Annotated in this window: 13 protein-coding genes; 10 read left to right on the top strand and 3 right to left on the bottom strand. The window is 60.6% G+C overall.

Going from position 1 to position 17354, the window contains the following annotated elements:
- The first annotated feature begins 55 nt into the window (after positions 1-55).
- From Q0K10_RS09075 to Q0K10_RS09040, 8 genes are all read left to right on the top strand, one after another.
- The gene (locus tag Q0K10_RS09075; RefSeq protein ID WP_294506114.1) at positions 56-1630 is read left to right on the top strand and encodes a glycosyltransferase family 39 protein; all 1575 of its coding nucleotides are present in this window, start codon (positions 56-58) and stop codon (positions 1628-1630) included.
- Between the two features lie 134 nt (positions 1631-1764).
- Positions 1765-2802 carry an ABC transporter ATP-binding protein gene (locus Q0K10_RS09070; RefSeq protein ID WP_294506112.1) on the top strand — a complete coding sequence of 346 codons (1038 nt, stop codon included), beginning with the start codon at positions 1765-1767 and terminating at the stop codon, positions 2800-2802.
- A 13-nt stretch (positions 2803-2815) separates the two neighbouring features.
- On the top strand, positions 2816-4399 hold the full coding sequence (locus tag Q0K10_RS09065; protein WP_294506109.1) for an ABC transporter substrate-binding protein: 1584 nt from the start codon (positions 2816-2818) through the stop codon (positions 4397-4399).
- Positions 4400-6070, top strand: a complete 1671-nt coding sequence (locus Q0K10_RS09060; RefSeq protein WP_294506107.1) for an iron ABC transporter permease — start codon at positions 4400-4402, stop codon at positions 6068-6070.
- A 40-nt stretch (positions 6071-6110) separates the two neighbouring features.
- Complete coding sequence (locus Q0K10_RS09055) at positions 6111-9182, top strand: glycosyl hydrolase (protein ID WP_294506104.1); 3072 nt, start codon at positions 6111-6113, stop codon at positions 9180-9182.
- A 3-nt stretch (positions 9183-9185) separates the two neighbouring features.
- Positions 9186-10019, top strand: coding sequence for an AraC family transcriptional regulator (locus tag Q0K10_RS09050; protein WP_294506177.1), 834 nt, complete (start codon positions 9186-9188; stop codon positions 10017-10019).
- A 128-nt stretch (positions 10020-10147) separates the two neighbouring features.
- Positions 10148-11590 (top strand): hypothetical protein, encoded by a 1443-nt coding sequence (locus Q0K10_RS09045; RefSeq protein ID WP_294506100.1) that lies wholly within the window; start codon positions 10148-10150, stop codon positions 11588-11590.
- Complete coding sequence (locus tag Q0K10_RS09040; protein ID WP_294506097.1) at positions 11587-12015, top strand: hypothetical protein; 429 nt, start codon at positions 11587-11589, stop codon at positions 12013-12015. The genes Q0K10_RS09045 and Q0K10_RS09040 overlap by 4 nt, the downstream gene beginning before the upstream one ends.
- 11 nt (positions 12016-12026) lie before the next feature.
- Here Q0K10_RS09040 and Q0K10_RS09035 read toward each other — a convergent pair whose 3' ends face one another.
- Both Q0K10_RS09035 and Q0K10_RS09030 read right to left on the bottom strand, forming a co-directional pair.
- Positions 12027-12611, bottom strand: a complete 585-nt coding sequence (locus tag Q0K10_RS09035; RefSeq protein WP_294506093.1) for an L-threonylcarbamoyladenylate synthase — start codon at positions 12609-12611, stop codon at positions 12027-12029.
- Positions 12608-14230, bottom strand: a complete 1623-nt coding sequence (locus Q0K10_RS09030; protein WP_294506091.1) for a sodium:solute symporter family protein — start codon at positions 14228-14230, stop codon at positions 12608-12610. Before Q0K10_RS09030 ends, Q0K10_RS09035 begins: the two co-directional genes overlap by 4 nt.
- Before the next feature lie 191 nt (positions 14231-14421).
- On the opposite strand from Q0K10_RS09030, the gene ispH reads away from it, so the two are divergent.
- Both ispH and Q0K10_RS09020 read left to right on the top strand, forming a co-directional pair.
- Positions 14422-15351 (top strand): 4-hydroxy-3-methylbut-2-enyl diphosphate reductase, encoded by a 930-nt coding sequence (gene ispH / locus Q0K10_RS09025; protein WP_366942986.1) that lies wholly within the window; start codon positions 14422-14424, stop codon positions 15349-15351.
- Positions 15348-15923 carry a hypothetical protein gene (locus tag Q0K10_RS09020; RefSeq protein WP_294506088.1) on the top strand — a complete coding sequence of 192 codons (576 nt, stop codon included), beginning with the start codon at positions 15348-15350 and terminating at the stop codon, positions 15921-15923. Before ispH ends, Q0K10_RS09020 begins: the two co-directional genes overlap by 4 nt.
- 19 nt (positions 15924-15942) lie before the next feature.
- Here the strand turns inward: Q0K10_RS09020 and Q0K10_RS09015 are convergent, their stop codons facing one another.
- Complete coding sequence (locus Q0K10_RS09015) at positions 15943-17271, bottom strand: ADP-ribosylglycohydrolase family protein (RefSeq protein WP_294506086.1); 1329 nt, start codon at positions 17269-17271, stop codon at positions 15943-15945.
- Between the last annotated feature and the right edge of the window lie 83 nt (positions 17272-17354).

Raw genomic sequence — 17354 nt, 5'->3', positions numbered from 1 at the left:
CCGCCGTGGTATGTTCCACAAACAACAGAGCGGTTCCCTGCCGGCAGGAGAAAAAGTGAAATCAGATTCCGAGATTCGCAACGAGGCGCCGAAACAGCCGTGGCTGAACCGCAACGAGTGGATTCTATTTGCCATCACCTCGGTGTGGTTCTCCGTCTTCGCCTTTTTCAGTGTCGACCTGCACCATGACGGCGTCATGCTGAAACCGGCGATGGATGTGGCGGCGGGAGGTGTGGTGTTCCGCGACACCTTTTCCCAATACGGGATCCTTTCTCCGCTGCTTCAGGGAGCGGTCGTTCAACTATTCGGCGCGGAACTGCTGTATCTCCGGCTGCTGACGGTGGGTTGTTACGGCGTGTGCGCCATATTGCTTGACAGACTGTTCCGCCGTTTTCTCTCCACGCCGTGCCGTTGGGGAATGTTCGGTTTTTTTCTGGGGCTTGCTCCCTTTTATCTGTGGGAGATGCACATATGGTCTTCGGTTTATGCACTCTGCTGCATGCTGGCCGGAGGAGTCTGCATGCTCCGCTATCTCGAATCCGGAAAAACGGGGGCACTGTTCCTCTGCGGAGTTGCGGCGGCGGCCGCATTCGGCTTCCGGCAACCGTGTGGACTCGTGATAATTCCGGCGGGACTTCTTCCTCTCGGGATCGAAGCCTGGAGCAGACAACTTCCTCCGCGGGAATGGGAGAAGCGGATCGGGCTCTTTCTCGGAGGATTCGGCACTCTCCTCGCGGGATACGCCGTGTATCTGACTGTTCACGGCGCCTGGCCGGATTACTTCCGGCAAACCTGGCTGTTTGTCAGCAAATTCGCTCTGACTGCCGAAGATAAACCGAGATTGCTCACGCTGCCGGGATGTCTCTTCCCCCTCCGCTCGGCATTCGTGTTGTTTCCACTCATCACACTCGGACTGTTTGTCCGGGAAATGAGCGCGCTGTGTCGGCGGCGGGGGGAATCCCGGCGGCATCTGATGCTGCTGGCCGTTCTCCTCGTCGGTCTGGGGTCCTGGCATCAATATTACCCGGTTCCCTGTTACCGGCACCTCTACTGGGCGGGAATCCCGATGTTCGGTGCCTTCTGGCTTCTGGTCGAGCAGATCGGGCACAGTGCACTTCGAAAAGGCATGCGGATTGCGCTGATCTGTTTGTTGCTGGCGTGGCCGCTTGCGGAAATCGGGTTCCGGCTGATTCACGGAGCGGAACGGATCGCCTCACTCCGGGAACGGGAGAGCGTCTCGCTTCCGGGAGTCCGGTGGCTTCAGCTCGATCCCGTGGAGGCGGAGTATTTCCGGAATCTCCAGCGAACGATAAACCGGATTCCACCGGAATTCGAGGATCGTCTCTTTCTCAACCTGACGCCGCATGCGCTCTTCTGCTGTTTTCTGCAAAACCATCCGGATTTCCGGCCGATGTTCGTAAACTGGGGGAATTCGGTCTATCCGGACTACGCGGAAAAAGCGATGAAAGCGGTTGTGGAATTTCAACCGCTCGTGATATCGGTCGCGCCGGAGCCGTTTCCGGGATACCGGCCGCTCGGCGGGTTCCCCGCCGATACCCCGTTCTACTATCTGTCGATTCCCCCGGAAGGGCCGATCAATTGGGAGAGCCCGCGCGCAAATTCCGAATGACCGATCCGGAATCGACGGCGAAAAACCGCGGAAACAACTGGATTTTTCCGTCTTTGTCAGGTATATTGTATGGGGAAAAAAGCGAAAGCCGCGTCCGGAAAATCCGGACTGCGGCATACATGGAAAACAACATCATGACCAGTGTGGAAATCAGGGGAATCACGAAATCCTATCAGCCCGGCGTGCCGGTGCTGAAACCGCTCGACCTCGTCGTGAATCCGGGCGAGCTTTTCTTTCTGCTCGGCCCCTCCGGCTGCGGCAAGTCGACACTGCTGCGGATCCTCGCAGGACTCGTCGAACCCGATGCGGGTTCGATCCGGTTCAACGGAACCGAAATCACGAAACTTCCGCCCGAAAAACGGCGCGCGGCGATGGTGTTCCAGAACTACGCGCTCTGGCCGCACCTCTCCGTTTACGAAAACGTCGCCTTCGGTCTGCGCGCAGCGGGGGAGAAGAAGGCCGATATCGACCGCGAAGTCAAAGCAGCACTCGAACTCGTCCGAATGGCGGAATATGCCGATCGCCGGATCCCGTCACTCTCGGGCGGCCAGCAGCAGCGCGTCGCTCTCGCGCGGGCGCTCGCGGTCAAACCCGCACTGCTGTTGCTCGACGAACCGCTCTCGAACCTCGACGCCCGGCTGCGCGACACCATGCGCCGCGAAATCCGGCGCATCTGCAAGGAGCGGCAGCTCACCGCGATCTACGTGACGCACGACCGTCAGGAGGCGCTCAGCATGGCCGACAGGCTCGCAGTCATGGATCAGGGGGTCATCCGTCAGATCGACACGCCGGAGAGAGCCTACAACGCCCCGGCAGAAAAATTCGTCGCCTCCTTTCTCGGGGATGCGAACTTCATCGAGGGGGAGTATGACGGCGCCGGCAGGTGGAACACGCCCTTCGGGGTTCTCGCCTGCGACGGCACCGCCGGGAAACCCGCGGGGAATCTCTGCGCGATGATCCGCCCGGAACGCATCCGCATCGGCACGGAGTTGGGAATGAACACGATTCCGGCCGTGCTCACGGGCCGGAGTTTCACCGGAGAGAGCTGTGAGTGGGAGTTCGAGGCGGCTGGACGGAAGATCGTCGTCACGGAAAGCGCTCCGCCCGAGCGGAAACTCGGAGAGACCTTTCCGCTCCTCCTGCCTCCGGATCAACTGATCGTATTGCAGTGAGGCGTTGCGGAATATGATCCGGAAAATTCTGACAGCCGCGCTGCCGCTTCTCATCCTTCTGGCGATTCCGTTTTTCCTGCGTCCGAAACAGCAGGAAGGGACGAAGAGTTCCGGCCCGGCGGACAAACTCGTCATCATCTCCGCCCACAACGAATCGATCCGCCACGAATACGAACAGGCATTCCGCAAATTCTATCGTGAAAAAACCGGACGGGAGATCGAGCTTGACTTCCGCTCCCCCGGCGGCTCGTCCGACATCGTGAAATACATCGCCGACCGCTTCGAGGCGGAGTTCCGGCGCGAATTCGAATCCGATCCAGCCAACGGCGAATGGAACGACGAAATCGCCCGGCGATTCGCCGAGCCCGGCGTTGAAAACGATCCCGGCGCTCCGGAAGAGGTCAAAAAGGCGCGCAAACTCTTCCTCCATTCGAATGTCGGAATCGGAATCGACCTCATGGCCGGCGGCGGCACCTTCGACATGCAGCGCCACGCGAAGCGGGGATTCGCGGTCGACGGCGGCGCCCGGAAGCGCCACCCGGAATATTTCAAACCGGAGATCATCCCGCAGAGTTTCGGCGGAGACGAACTCTACGACAAACAGGGACGCTACTACGGCGTCGTGCTCTCGACCTTCGGCATTTGTTACAACAAGGACCGGATCGCGGAACTCAAGGACCCGACCCCGCCGAAACGGTGGGCCGACCTCGGCGAACCGCGTTTCTTCAACACGATCTCTCTCGCGGATCCATCGAAATCGGGCTCGGCCAACAAGTGCTTTGAAGTTCTGATCCAGCAGTGCATGGCCGACTCCGGCAGTCCGGAAAAGGGCTGGGAAGAGGGGCTGAACATCATCAAGCGCATCTTCGGAAATGCGCGCAACCTCACCGACTCCGCGGGGAAGATTCCACGGGACGTCGCCGCCGGAAACGCCGCCGCCGGAATGGCGATCGACACCTACGGCTTCACCGAAAAGGAGTGGAACGAACTTCAGTTCGACGGCAGGCCGCACTTCTTCTATGTCGCGCCGGAGGGGGGAACCGCCGTCTCCGCCGACCCGGTGCAGATGCTGCGCGGCGCACCGCATCGCGAAGCGGCCGAACTCTTCATCGACTTCCTGTTGAGTCCGGAGGGACAGAAGCTTCACGCGTTCAAGGTCGGCGCGCCGGGAGGACCGGAAAAACATGCCCTGCGCCGTCCGCCGATCCGGCGCGACCTCTACAAGCCGGAGTTCCGCGAATTCCGTTCCGATCCGGACTACAACCCCTATGAGTCGGGAGCAAGTTTCGTCTACCGCCCCGAGTTGACCGGTCCCTATTACAGTCTGCTGCGCATCCTGATCCGCTGCATTGCGCTCGACCCGCAGCCGGAGCTGCAGCGTGCGTGGAAGGCGATCATCGACGCGGGCGGACCGGAGAAGGTTCCGCAGGCGATGGCGGCGTTCAACCGCATCCCCTTCCCCTACTCGAAAATCGCCGAAGAGAACGCGAAGCTGCGCGAGGGAGCGGTCGAAGTTGCCGCGCTCTGCCGCAAATGGAGCGACTCCGCCCGGGAAAATTATCTCGAAGCGGAGCGGCTTGCGAAGGAGGGCAGATAAATGGGAAACCGTCTGATTCAATATCTGCTGCTCGCGCTGGTCATCGCATTTCTCGGGGTATTTCTGCTCGCGCCGATCTTCACGGTGGTCGGGGTGGGGCTCGACTGGAGGCTGCTCGCGGAGGTGTTCAGCAACTACATCTACCGCGAGGGATTGCTCAACAGCTTCAAGATCGCCGTGGTGACGACGTTTCTGGTCTTTCTGATCGCGTTTCCGCTCGCGCTGGTCTACAATCGATATGAATTTCCCGGAAAGGGATTGTCGCATCTGCTCGTGATGATTCCGATGATTCTGCCGCCGTTCGTCGGGGCGCTCGGGTTTCAGCAGATTCTCGGTCACTACGGGGTGGTCAACCGGCTGCTCTCGTACTGCGGGATTCCGGCGGTCGACTTTCTCGGCGGACCGGGGAGATTCTGGTCGGTCTGCCTCATTGAGGCGCTGCATCTCTATCCGATCCTCTATTTGAATCTGGTAACCGCGCTCGGCAACCTCGATCCGGCGCTCGACGAAGCGGCCCGGAATCTCGGGGCGTCGCGGTGGACGCGTTTTTGCCGGATCACCTTCCCGCTCATGAAGCCCGGCATCCTCGCAGGCGGCAGCATTGTGCTGGTCTGGAGCTTCACGGAGCTCGGAACGCCGCTGATGTTCGGCTATAACCGCGTGACCTCCGTGCAGATCTTCAACGGGATCATGGAGCTGGAAAGCAATCCGGTTCCCTACGCGCTCGTGGTCGTCATGCTCTTCTTCGCGGCGGCGATGTATCTTGCGGGGAAATTCGCGCTCGGAAAATCCGCGCTCAACACGACCGTGAAGGGAACCGCGGGAGCCGGAACGATCCGTCCCGCCGGCTGGCGGAAGTTCGGGCCGACCGCACTCTTCGCGCTCGTGACGTTTGCGGCGGCGCTGCCGCACATCGCGCTCGTGCTGACGGCGTTCTCGCTCAGATGGTACAACACGGTTCTGCCGCGCCACTTCACGCTGCTGCACTTCGAGAATGCGTTGTCGAACAAGATCGTGCTGCCGAGCATCGTCAACAGTTTGAACTACTCGCTGCTTGCGATGGTCATCGCAGTCGCGGCGGGGGTGCTGGTTTCGCTTGCGGCCGTGCGCTGGAAGCTGCGCGGGAGCATGCTTGCGGATCTGCTCGCGATGCTGCCGCTGGCGGTGCCGGGAATCATCATCGCATTCGGCTACCTCGGGATGTCCGTGAAGTTCGGTTCTGCGGCGGCGTATTTCAATCCGGTCGAGAATCCGTTCCTGCTGCTTGGAATCGCCTACGCGGTGCGGCGGCTGCCCTATGTCGTGCGTTCGGTCTCGGCGGGACTCGAACAGACGCCGGAGGAGCTCGAAAACGCCGCACGCAGTTTCGGGGCGACCGCCTTCACGACATTGAGAAAGATCACGCTGCCGCTGGTTTTCGCGAACGTGATCGTCGGAGCGCTCTTCGCATTCAGCTTCTCGATGCTGGAAGTGTCGGACTCGCTGATTCTCGCGCAGAAGGCGGAGTTTTATCCGATCACGCGTGCGATCTACGATCTCTCGCAGATTCTCGGGTCCGGGCCGTTCATCGCCTGTGCGTTCGGCGTCTGGGCGATGCTCTTCCTTGCGGCGGCGCTGGCGGCTGCGGGCGCGCTGCTCGGGAACAAGATCGGAACCATCTTCAAACTTTAAATCGCAAACGGAAAAAAATCATCATACAAGGAGCGACCAAATGGCAAACACCAATCTGGATCTGAACAATCCGCCGGCGGAATACCGGCCGATCCCCTTCTGGAGCTGGAACGACAAGCTCGAACCCGATGAACTGCGCCGTCAGGTGCGCGAAATGAAAGCGGCCGGACTCGGCGGATTCTTCATGCACGCGCGCGGAGGGCTGCGTACGGCATACCTCTCCGACGAATGGATGGAGTGCGTGAGAACCTGCCTCGACGAGGCGGGAAAGTGCGGAATATCCGGCTGGCTCTACGACGAAAACGGCTGGCCGAGCGGATTCGGCGGCGGCCTCGTGAACGGACTCGGCGTAAAGTATCAGCAGAAGTATCTGCGGTACGAGTTTCTCGACGCGGCAGACCTCGAAGCGGAAGAGCGCACGAACACGATCTCCTGGTACGATGCCGCGACGCTCGAACTGCTCGGAGAAACCCTGCCGCCCGGAACGACCGGGAAGCTGCTGCGCTGTTACTATGAGGTCAACCCCTACTACGTCGACAACCTCGATCCGAAAGTCGTGCGGGAGTTTCTCAAGGTCACGCACCAGCACTACTATGAAAATCTGCCGAAAGAACTTCTCGCCCACCTGAAAGGGATCTTCACGGACGAGCCGCAGCTCTCCCGCAAGGGACTGCTCTGGTCGTTCGTTCTTGAGGAGGAGTATTGGAAAGCGTACCACTGCGAGCTCCTGAAAGAACTGCCGATGCTGTTCCTCGGCACGGCGGAGAGCGATGCGGTGCGGATCCGGTTCTGGAGTCTCGTCGCACGGCTCTTCTCGGAGAATTTCATGAAGCAGATTCATGACTGGTGCGACGAAAAAGGATGGCTGCTGACCGGCCACCACGTGCTCGAAGAGACCTGTCAGGCACAGATTTCGAGCAACGGCTCGATCATGACGCAGTATGAGCACTACCATATTCCGGGGATGGATCACCTCTGCCGGACGGAACCGTCGCCGGTGGCGATGGTACAGCTCGTCTCGTCGGCGATGCAGTTCGGACAGAAACAGATCCTCTCGGAGAGCTTCGCGCTTTCGGGGTGGAACATCAACTTCTTCGGGCTGCGATGGATGTTCCAGCAGCAGTTTGCGCACGGAGTGAATCTCGTCTGCCCGCATCTCTCGAGCTACACGCTGCGCGGCCTGCGCAAGCGGGACTATCCGGCCTCGCTTTTCGTGCATCAGCCGTGGTGGGGCGATTACAGGAGTGTGAACGACTTCTTCGCACGGGTCGGAATGCTGCTCGCGGAGGGGAAGGCGACAACGGAAGTTCTCGTACTGCACCCGCTCTCATCGGCCTGGTGCCACTATGCGGGGGACGAGTCGGACCCGGCGCTGGCTCACTACACCGACAGCCTGACGCGCCTGACCGTCGCGCTCGACGCCCTTCAGATCGCCCACCACTACGCCGATGAGCAGATTGTCGCGGCGAAAGGGAGTTTCGAAAAGGGGAAGATCCGGATCGGGCTCCAGAGTTATGACTGCGTCATCATCCCGCAGATCACGAATCTCTCGAAGCCGATGCTCGCACTGTTGCGCGAATTCGCAACTGCGGGCGGACGGATCCTCGCGGTCCGCAACCGGCTCGAACCGGAAAAGCTCACCATCGAGGGCGAACCGGCTCCGGCGGAGGTTCGGAACTTCTTCCGTGCGCTCCCCTCGTTCGACTCCGAACAGGCCGCGGCCGACGCCGCAGCGGCGGAACTCACGGGGCGGCGCACGATCGCGACCGAAAACGGGGTTCCTGCCACACAGATCCTGAGCACGTTCCGCGACCTCGACGACCTCGACGGACGCGCCGGACGTTTCTTCTTCGTGGCGAACAAGGCGTACAATCAACCGTGCCGCGTACATCTTGAACTGCCGCGCAACGGGGGGCGGCAGGTGGAGCTCATCGATCCGGCGACCGGGAAATTCTCGATTCTGTCGGGCGTCCACCGGCACGGCGAATACCTGAGTTTCGACTATGCGTTTGCGGCGGGAGCGGCGGCGATGTTCTTCGTCGCGGGACATCCGGCAAAACATGCGCACTCCATCACGGTGGAGGATCCGTTCCGGGTTCCCGCGAAGAAGCTGCTCGCGAATGAATTCACGCTCTCCGGCGCGCCGGAGAATCTGCTCACGCTCGACCGCTGCCGCTACCGGGTCGACAACGGCGGCTGGATTCGCGACGATGTGAGCGTGATTCAGGGACGGCTGCTCGCGTTGCAACGTGACTGTGAGCTCGAAATCGAATATGAGTTCGAACTCGACGATGATTTCGACCTCGCGACGCCGCTTGCAATCGCGGTCGAAACCCCGGAACTCTTCACCTTTGCGCTGAACGGCGTCCCGTTTGAAGGAAAGGTCTCGGGATATCTCTTCGACCGTGCGTTCGAGCGCATCGCCCTGCCGGCAAACCTCAAAACGGGGCGCAACGTCATCTATATGAAGATGCACTATCATCAGGACGAAGAGGTCTACGACCGGCTCCGTCGTGCTCTTAAATTTGAAACGGAATACAACATGCTGACCTACGACACGGAAGTTGAGAGCATCTACCTGTGCGGAAACTTCACCTGCCGTCACACGGGACGGGTCGAACCGCTTCTGCGCGGGGCGGAGCGTCTGAACGGTCTTTTCACGCTCGGCCCGGCCGCCGCTGGAAAAAGCCTTCGGGCGGACGACCTCGTACAGGAAGGATTCCCGTTCTTCGCGGGGAAGGCCGTGCTGCGCCAGGAGTTCGAGCTGACCGCGAACGAGGCGGAGACGATCACGCTGCTGCGCTTCACGCCGGTCGGGGCGAACTCGTACCGGATTCGCGTGAACGGCGAAGATGCGGGATTCTGGAGCTATGGGTTCGCTGCGTTCAGGATCGATCAACTGATCCACGCGGGGAAGAACACGTTAGAAGTGGAATTGACCACCTCGCTGCGCAATCTGCTCGGCCCTCATCACCTTGTCGAAGGAGAAAGCTATGCGGTCAACACGCTCTCGTTCAATCGGGAAGCCAATCCGATCGGCTGGCCGGCTCCGGTCTATCATCCGGGCTACTGCATGGTGAAACTCGGCATTGCGGACGTGGAGCTGGTCTGAGTGATGGATGACGATCCCGGCGGGCTCGAAGCGGCGCTTTCCGCACTTGAAGCGGAACTCGCCCTCCCCGTGACCGTCATCGACAACGCGTTCTTTCTGAACCGGCGGAACATTTTTGAGTACGACCGGCGCAGCCATCGCAAAAATCCCGTCTGCGAAGCGGGCTTCTGTGAACGATGCGTGCGCCACTGCCGTTACGCGATGAACAGCCGATGCGCAAGAGAACGGCGTCCCTTCCTTGCGGTCTGCTGGAAAGGGATCGCCCAGATCGTCGCACCCCTGCGACACGGAAACATCCATTACGGGATGCTCTACCTCGGACTCTGGAAAGGAGCCGGACCGGAACCGGGAACGGAGGCGGAACTGCCGCCGGAATTTTTTCGGCTGCGCGATACGCTCTCCGCTCCGCCGGAGGAACTCGGAGGCATGCTTGCGCTTGCGCAGCTCTGCGCTGACGGAATCGTGATGAAGCTGCTCAAAGCCCGGCTGCTCGACACGGTTCCCGACGAGCGCGGGGCACGCATCGCGGCTTTCCTGCGTGAACACTGTTCCGAACCGATCGGTCTCGGGGACCTCGCGGACGAACTCGGACTTTCCCGGTCACGCACGAGTCTTGTGGTGAGGGAACTTTTCGGAGAGAGCTTCTCCCGGCGGCTGCAGGCCGAGAGAGTCGAGCGGGCGCGGCACTTTCTGGCCGGAAGCACTGCCACTTTGCGCCGCATCGCCGCAGAGTGCGGATTCAGCGATGAATTCCACCTGAGCCGCGTCTTCAAACAACACACCGGGGAGACGCCGAGTGAATTCCGCAAACGCCACCTCGATCCGCCGAAATCCTGAGCATGGCGCCCGGAATCCGCAGGATGCGGATTTTCGCAAATTCTCCGGTGATGGGACTTGCTTTCTGACGGATTCCGGTTTATACTGAATGACAGACCGTATCGTCCGCGGTTCACCGGGAGGTTCTCATGATTCGAAATCCTGTTCTCACGATGCTGCTCGTCCTCGCGCTGCCGGGGCTCGCCGCTCCTGCGGCGAAAGAGCTGCCGGCGTCGATGACGCTCGAACCGGATAAGACGATCCGCATCTACGATACGTTTCTCCTCGGCGTGAACGACTCCTGGCCGGATCTTTCGGGAATTCGCGCGGTGGCCGGTTCCCCGCAGCTGCCGGGGCCGGAAATCGCCGGACGCCTGCGTTCGCCGCTCTTGCGCATGAACGGATTCGACTCCCAGTATCTCGACTGGAAAAAGCTGCCGGGTCGAGGCCTCCCCGGCCGACTCGCCGCGATCCGGCAGTGGAATCCCGAAGCGCAATATATCTGGACGGTCAACATGGCGCGGGGCACCCCCGAGGATGCCCGCAGCCTCGCCGAATTCCTCACCGGAGACTCCGATACGCTGTGGGGAAGAGTGCGGATCGATCTCGGCTTCCCCGAACCGATGCCGCCCGCAATCTGGGAGCTCGGCGACGAGCTTGACTACAATTACAGCAGATTCCATTCAGGGGCCGCCTACGCCAGCGAGTGTCTGCGCTATATCTTCGCGATCCGGAGCGTGATTCCTGATGCCAGGTTCGCCGTCCACGCCGTCACGGCACCTTGGGCGGATCGTTCCAAGGGGAAACTCCCGGAATTCAACCGGACGCTGCTCGACGCCCTTGCGGAGGAGATCGACTTTCTGTCGTTCCATCCGTATCTGCGCGACCTGCCGCCCGCCGTGGCGGAACCTTATTTCGAAAATCTCGCGCGGGAGATCGCCGCATCGCGAAATCCTGAGATCCGGCTTCTTGTGACCGAACCGGCACTGCCTCCGCAGGGAATCGCCGGAAAGTCTCCGGAACATCAACTCCGGAGCGTGTCGCTCGCAGGGTGTCTCGAGGAGGCGGAGTGGTTTCTGTTTCTCCTCAGCCGTCCGGAAGTCGGCGCGGCAACCCTTTTCCAGCTCCCGCCGGGAGTCCGCGGAATGACCGGCATGACCGCGAACGGGCTCCCGTTCGAAACCGGCCTCGCACAACTCTACCGGTTTATTTCCCGGATTCCATCCGGCTCCCGGATGGTCCGCAGCACGCTCTCGGGCGAGGCCGCCGTCTTCAATCGCAGCCGGACACTCAGCGCAGCCGCACTGAAATCTCCCGACGGAAACAAACTCTATGTGCTGTTCGACAATCAGTCACCCGAAACAGACCGCCCGGTCTCGTTCCGGATTCTCCGGGATCGGCAGTGGATTCTGGAAAACGCACTCCGCCTCTCCGCGCCGGAACTCGCCAGCCGCAATACGGCGACGGAACGGCCCATCGCGGAAACGAGCCTCCCGGTTTTCCCCGGGAAGCCGCCTGAACAATTGACGATTCCGGCGAAAAGCCTTGTCCTGGTAATCCTGACACGACCGACAAAGGAGGAAAGCAAATGAAATCGTTCGCCAGACTTGCAATGACCGTCGCGCTCTGCACGATCTTCTGTGCCGCATTCGCGCAGGAGCGTTCCACCCTGCGCGACAGCTCCGGCCGCACAACCGGACGTTCCACCACGAACGGCAACACCACCACCTACTATGACGGCTCGGGACGCATGACCGGCAGAGCCACCAGAAACGGCAACCGAACCACCTATTACGATGAATCCGGACGCGTGACCGGCAGAGCCACCAGAAACGGCAACACCACCATCTATTACGACTCATCCGGCCGCATGACCGGGAAAGCCACCAGAAACGGCAACCGAACCACCTATTACGATGAATCCGGACGCGTATCGGGACGCTCCTCAACAAACGGAAACCGCACCAATTACTACGACTCGTCCGGCCGCGTCCGGGAAAGCAAAACAACCTACTGACAGGACCGGAATCAGATCCGGAGCGCCCCCTGGCGCAGCACTTTCGGAGAGGAACCGGTCGCATCCACCACTGTCGAGGCGAGCGCATCCGGCGCAATCGCCCCGCCGTCAACCGCAAGCGGCAGCTCTCCGGAGAGTTCCGCCAGGGCGGCCGGAACGGTCAGCGCATTCGGATGCCCCGAGTGGTTTGCGCTCGTCTGTGCCAGCGGACAGCCGATCCGGCGCAGCAGGGCGAGCATGAACGGGTGATCCGGAATCCGGAATCCGACCGTCCCGCCGCCCTGCACGGGCGCAATGATCGTAATGGGGCCCGGGCAATATTTCGCGGCAAGTTCCGCGGGAAGCCCGTCGAGAAGCACACCATGTTCGGCGAGCTGCCCCGGCTCCGCAACGAACCAGCCGAGCGGTTTCGTGGCGTCACGGTCCTTCAGATCGTAGATCCGCTGTCGCGCCGCCGCGTCGTCCGCCCGGCAGACAAGCCCGTAGACCGTCTCGGTCGGAACCAGAACGACGGCTCCGGGGAGAGAGAGGGCACGACATGCGGCGTCGACCGCCGCTTCGACCCCCTCTCCGGCCAGATCGAGAATCGGCGTCATTCCTCCTCCTCGTCCGGCTGGTCAAGAACCCAGTGCGGAACCCGTTCCCCGATGTAGCAGCAGGTGAATGCCACCGCACCCGCGATAAATCCGTAAACCGCGCCGACTGTGAGACTGCGGTCGAGATCGGAGTTCATCAACTCCGTGAAACTCATACCCGTGCCGCTTGAATCGACAAATACATAAGCGAGCCACACTCCGGTCGAAACCGCCATCGCCGCCCATGCGGCATTTTTGCTCGCCTTCGGAACATAAAGCGCCGTCACGACCGGGATGAAGATCACCACAAGCTGCGACGCCCAGCTGTTGATCATCAGACTGTAAATACTCTTGACCCCCCACGCGAGCAGCAATGCGATGAAAGTCAGGAACACGGTCGCGAACCGGGTCATCAAAAGCAGCTTCTGATCGCTGAGGCGCGGCCAGATCGAACCGATCACGTTGTTGCACAGCAGCGAGGAACCCGCCAGCAGCGAACTGTCCGCCGAACTCATGATCGCCGAAATCAGCGCAGCGAGGAAGATCGTCAGAACAATCGGATGGAGTTTCCCGAGAATGATGATCGCCATCTGCGGCAGAACCTGATTCGACAGCGTCTCGGAGTCCTCCGAAGTCGCGATGCCGTATTTCGCCAGTACCGTGCGCGCCGCAAATCCGATCGTGATCGGCACGAGACCGATCGCAGCGTAGAAGAATCCGGACATCACCGCGCTCGACACTGCGATTTTCTCATTGCGGCTGGCAAGAGACCGTTGAATCAGATCCTGACCGACCATGCAGCCCAGACCCATGACGATCCAGCTGCCGATGTAGTAGATGTAATCCGAAAAGACGAACGGCAGCACCTCTCCCGTCTCGGGATCGACCGCGTGCTTCATGCCAAGCGAAAGATCCGCCGCACTCAACCGCGAGGTCATCTCGTTCCAGCCCCCCGCCTCAAAGACCGCGCCGGGGACGATGATGAAAAGCCCGATGACGATCAGCGAAACCTGCACCACGTCGGTCAGCGTCACCGCCCACATGCCGCCGGCATAGGTGTAAATCAGAACCACCCCGGCGCCGATGAGCGTTCCCCAGGTTTCGTCCATTCCGGTGAGGATATGCAGAATCGTACCGATTCCGAGCATCTGCACGCCGAGCCAGCCGATGTAGACCGGGATCATCCAGAGCGACGCATACACGCCCGCCCATTTCCCGTAGCGTCGTTCGATAATGTCGGTGACGGTCAGGCATTTGAGCCGCCGCAGAAGTCCGACGATGAAGATACCGGCAAGCACGAGGCTGATCGACGCTCCGAACGGATCGGCCAGAACTCCGCCGATGCCGTCCTGGTAGACCGTCGCCGCGACGCCCATGCTCGACCCGGCGCCGAACCAGGTCGCCAGCAGAGTTGCGGTCGCCATCCAGAGCGGCAGCCGCCGCCCTGCGACCAGAAAGTCGTTCATCCCCTTGACCCGTCGACTGCACCAGAAGCCGATGCCGACCAGCACCGAGATGTAGACGATGATCCCGACCCACAGAGTCACCCTCGCTCCCTGGGAGAGCATGGAGCCTCCCGCTCCGCTGCTTTCCGCCGCTGCTTCGACCAGAGGAAGCGCCTCGCCGAAAAAATGGAACATCTTTTCCGTCCTGTTTTGAAAAAGTTCAAAAAAAACGCCCGGGTGGAAACGCAACGGCGTTCCGCCTGATACGGTACAGCGATATAAACTACTCGACACAGACGGATAATTCAATCGCGCAATCATAAAAAAACATTTTTTTCGCACCCCTCCCGGCTTGAAAAAAAGAGAAAGGGGAGTATTCTTAGGGAATGATGCAGAAAAAAAAAGTTTTCCTTGGTTTTCCTCACGGAATGTGCGCGGGAGTCCGGCGGGCGTTGAAAACCGTCGAAACGGTTCTCGATCGCTTCGGCGCACCTGTGTACGTGCTGCACGAGATTGTTCATAACAACTTTATTGTGAACGAACTGAAAAAAAGAGGCGTTCATTTTGCCGACTCGCTCGACGAAATTCCTCCGGAATCGGTGCTTCTCTTCAGTGCGCACGGGGTCTCGGCCGCCGTCGAGGAGGAGGCGCGCAGGCGGAAGCTGCGGATCATCGACGTGACCTGTCCGCTCGTGAAGCGACTGCACCATGCCGCGGCAAAGCCCCGGGACGTCCTGATCCTGATCGGCCACCGCGGCCACCCCGAAGTCGAGGGAACCGTCGGCCGGTCCGGGGCAAAACAAACCTTCGTGGTCGCCGATGCGTCCGAAGCCGCCGCACTGCCCGCGTTCCCGCCGGACACCCGGATCGAACTGCTCGCCCAGACGACACTCAATACCGAAGAGGTGACAAAGGTCGAAGCGGAACTGCGGAAACGGTATCCGCAACTCGAATCCGCGGCAACGGTCTGTTACGCGACGACGAACCGCCAGAAAGCCGTCCGCTCCCTCGCAAAAAAATGCGAAGCCGTGCTGATCGTCGGCTCTCCTCACAGCTCCAATTCCAACCGGCTGCGCGAAGTCGCCGAACAGGAGGGAGCGCGCGCATTTCTGATCGAAAATGCCGGGGAGCTCCCCCGGGAAATCATCGAAAACACCACAATGCTAGGGGTCAGTGCCGGAGCAAGCGCCCCGGAGTCGCTGGTGGACGAACTCCTGCAGAAACTCCTGAGCGCAGGTTTTCAGCTCAAAACGGAAAACTGCACGGCAGATGAAACCACGGAATTTTCCATTCCCGAAATCCCGGAGAAACCATGAAACACATCGTGCCGATACTGCTGATCGCCTTGACCGGAATCCTCTCCGGCGGCTGTGACGATCCATCCCGACCGGAAAAGTTCCGGGTCACCGTCAACTATGAAATCGACCGAAAGTTCCGCTGGGAGCCATCGGAGAAGCATTTTGAGGGGACGCTTCTTGTCAAGAACAGCGCGATCTCCAGGGAATTGCCGCTTTCGTCCAACTCCTATGGCGTCACGTTCCATCTCCGCCCGGGAGAACGAACCACGATTATCATCAAATGCGGCGAGGAGGAGATCTACTACAACGGCGAATTCACCGAACTGCCGATGCGGCTGCCGCTGGTCATGAACCGGCTGCCGCCCGGCGAATTCGGCGATATGTTCGACTACGACATCCGGGCGGCCTGCGAACTGCAGCTCACCTTCGAACCGGTTGACGGCCGATATTACCTCCTGTTCAGCTGCTACGACGTACAGGCCGGCTGGCTCTTCCAAACCGAATTCGAGGTGCCGGAAAACACACCGATCTCGGATGAGAAGTTCGTCCCGCTTTCGGCGGGCACTCAGGAGTTCGACCGGCTCCGCTGATCTTGCGGAACGACGCAGCTCACCGGTTGCGGATTTGTTTCCAGACGGCGAGCGTCCGCTCTGCAAGTTTCCGCATGCGGCAAGTCCCCTCCCCGATAAACTGCGGCTCCACCGTGTCATTCTGCCGCTCCGCCAGACGGCTGACCGGATTCAGAATACCGGTGATCGAACCCGCGGTCGCTCCGTTGCAGTCCGTGTCGGCCCCGCCCATCACTGCGAGAGCCGTGTTGCGGTCGATCGTCGAATCCCCGTAGAAGAGTGCCATCAGCACAATCAGCAGATTATTGATCGAGTGAACCCACGAAAGCGTCCCGTAATGCCGGTCGATCTTCTCCATGAAGGACTCCCAGTCCGCGCACTCTTTTCGCCATTCGAGAGCACGCCGGACCGCTTCGGCAATGCGGCAGTTCGCCGGAATTTCCGAGAGACCGATCTCGACGAGCCGCACCGGATCACTCTCGACGAAAGCGGCGCTGATGAGGGCGGCGACGAACATCTCCGAATAAATTCCGTTTTTCACGTGCGTCCAGCTGCCGTCCCGGTAGGCGAACTCCGCCGCGAGTTCCGGATTCCCCGCCGCGGCGTAGCCCCAGAAATCGGCGCGGATCGCCGCGCCGATCCACTCCCGGTACGGATTGTTGTGCCGCCGGGTGAATTCGGGAGTCGCGATGCTCGGGGCATACCCGCTGCACCGCGGGTGAAGCATATTGTAGTTCAAAATCGCCTGAGTCTCCGCCGTGCAGATCGCGTTGTAGGGGAGATGGCTGTTCCAGCAGTTCGCAATGTCGTCCCAGCGGAAATCCGCCCCTTTCTTCTCCATCACGCGCAGTCCGATGAGTGTGTAGTGAATATCATCGTCCGGCTCCATGCAGCGGATATTCTCCCGCTGCGAAGCGGGAGCCCAGAGCTTGGAGTCGCCGCCGCGGAAGAAGTCATTGAGCTCCCACTCGCCCCGGGCAATCAGGAGCGTGCGGATCCAGTCGCGCGTTTTCCCCTCAACCGGCCTGCCGAGGGCACAGCCCACGCAGCGGCCGCGCCAGGCGCCGTGGAACCGTTCGAGCATCTCGCCGTCGGAGAGATTCAGAGAGAGAACGCGCGGTCCCGCCGGACGCAGCCGACGGATCTCATCGAGCTCATCGGGTTCCTCATACGGCCACTCCGGCCGCATCGGCAGCCCGGTCAGCTGTGCGGCGACCTCTTCGATCCGCGCCGCCCACGGCTCCTTTTCCGCCACAAGCGTCTCCACTTCTTTGCGGAGAGAGTCCGGAACCACGCGACCTTCCTGCTCAAGTTGAATGAGTTCCTCCCGCAGAAGTTCCAACGGGGTCTGCCAGCCTGAAATCAACATTCTACGATCTCCTATGATAAAATTCCACTTCGATGCCGGGAAAAACTCAATTTTTTACGAGTTTGAATTGAGTAAAATCCTCA

It is taken from the genome of uncultured Victivallis sp. (genome assembly GCF_944391105.1).
Lineage (GTDB): Bacteria > Verrucomicrobiota > Lentisphaeria > Victivallales > Victivallaceae > Victivallis.
The sequence above is the reverse complement of the archived record's forward strand: the minus strand, read 5'-3'. Positions and strand labels throughout refer to the sequence as shown.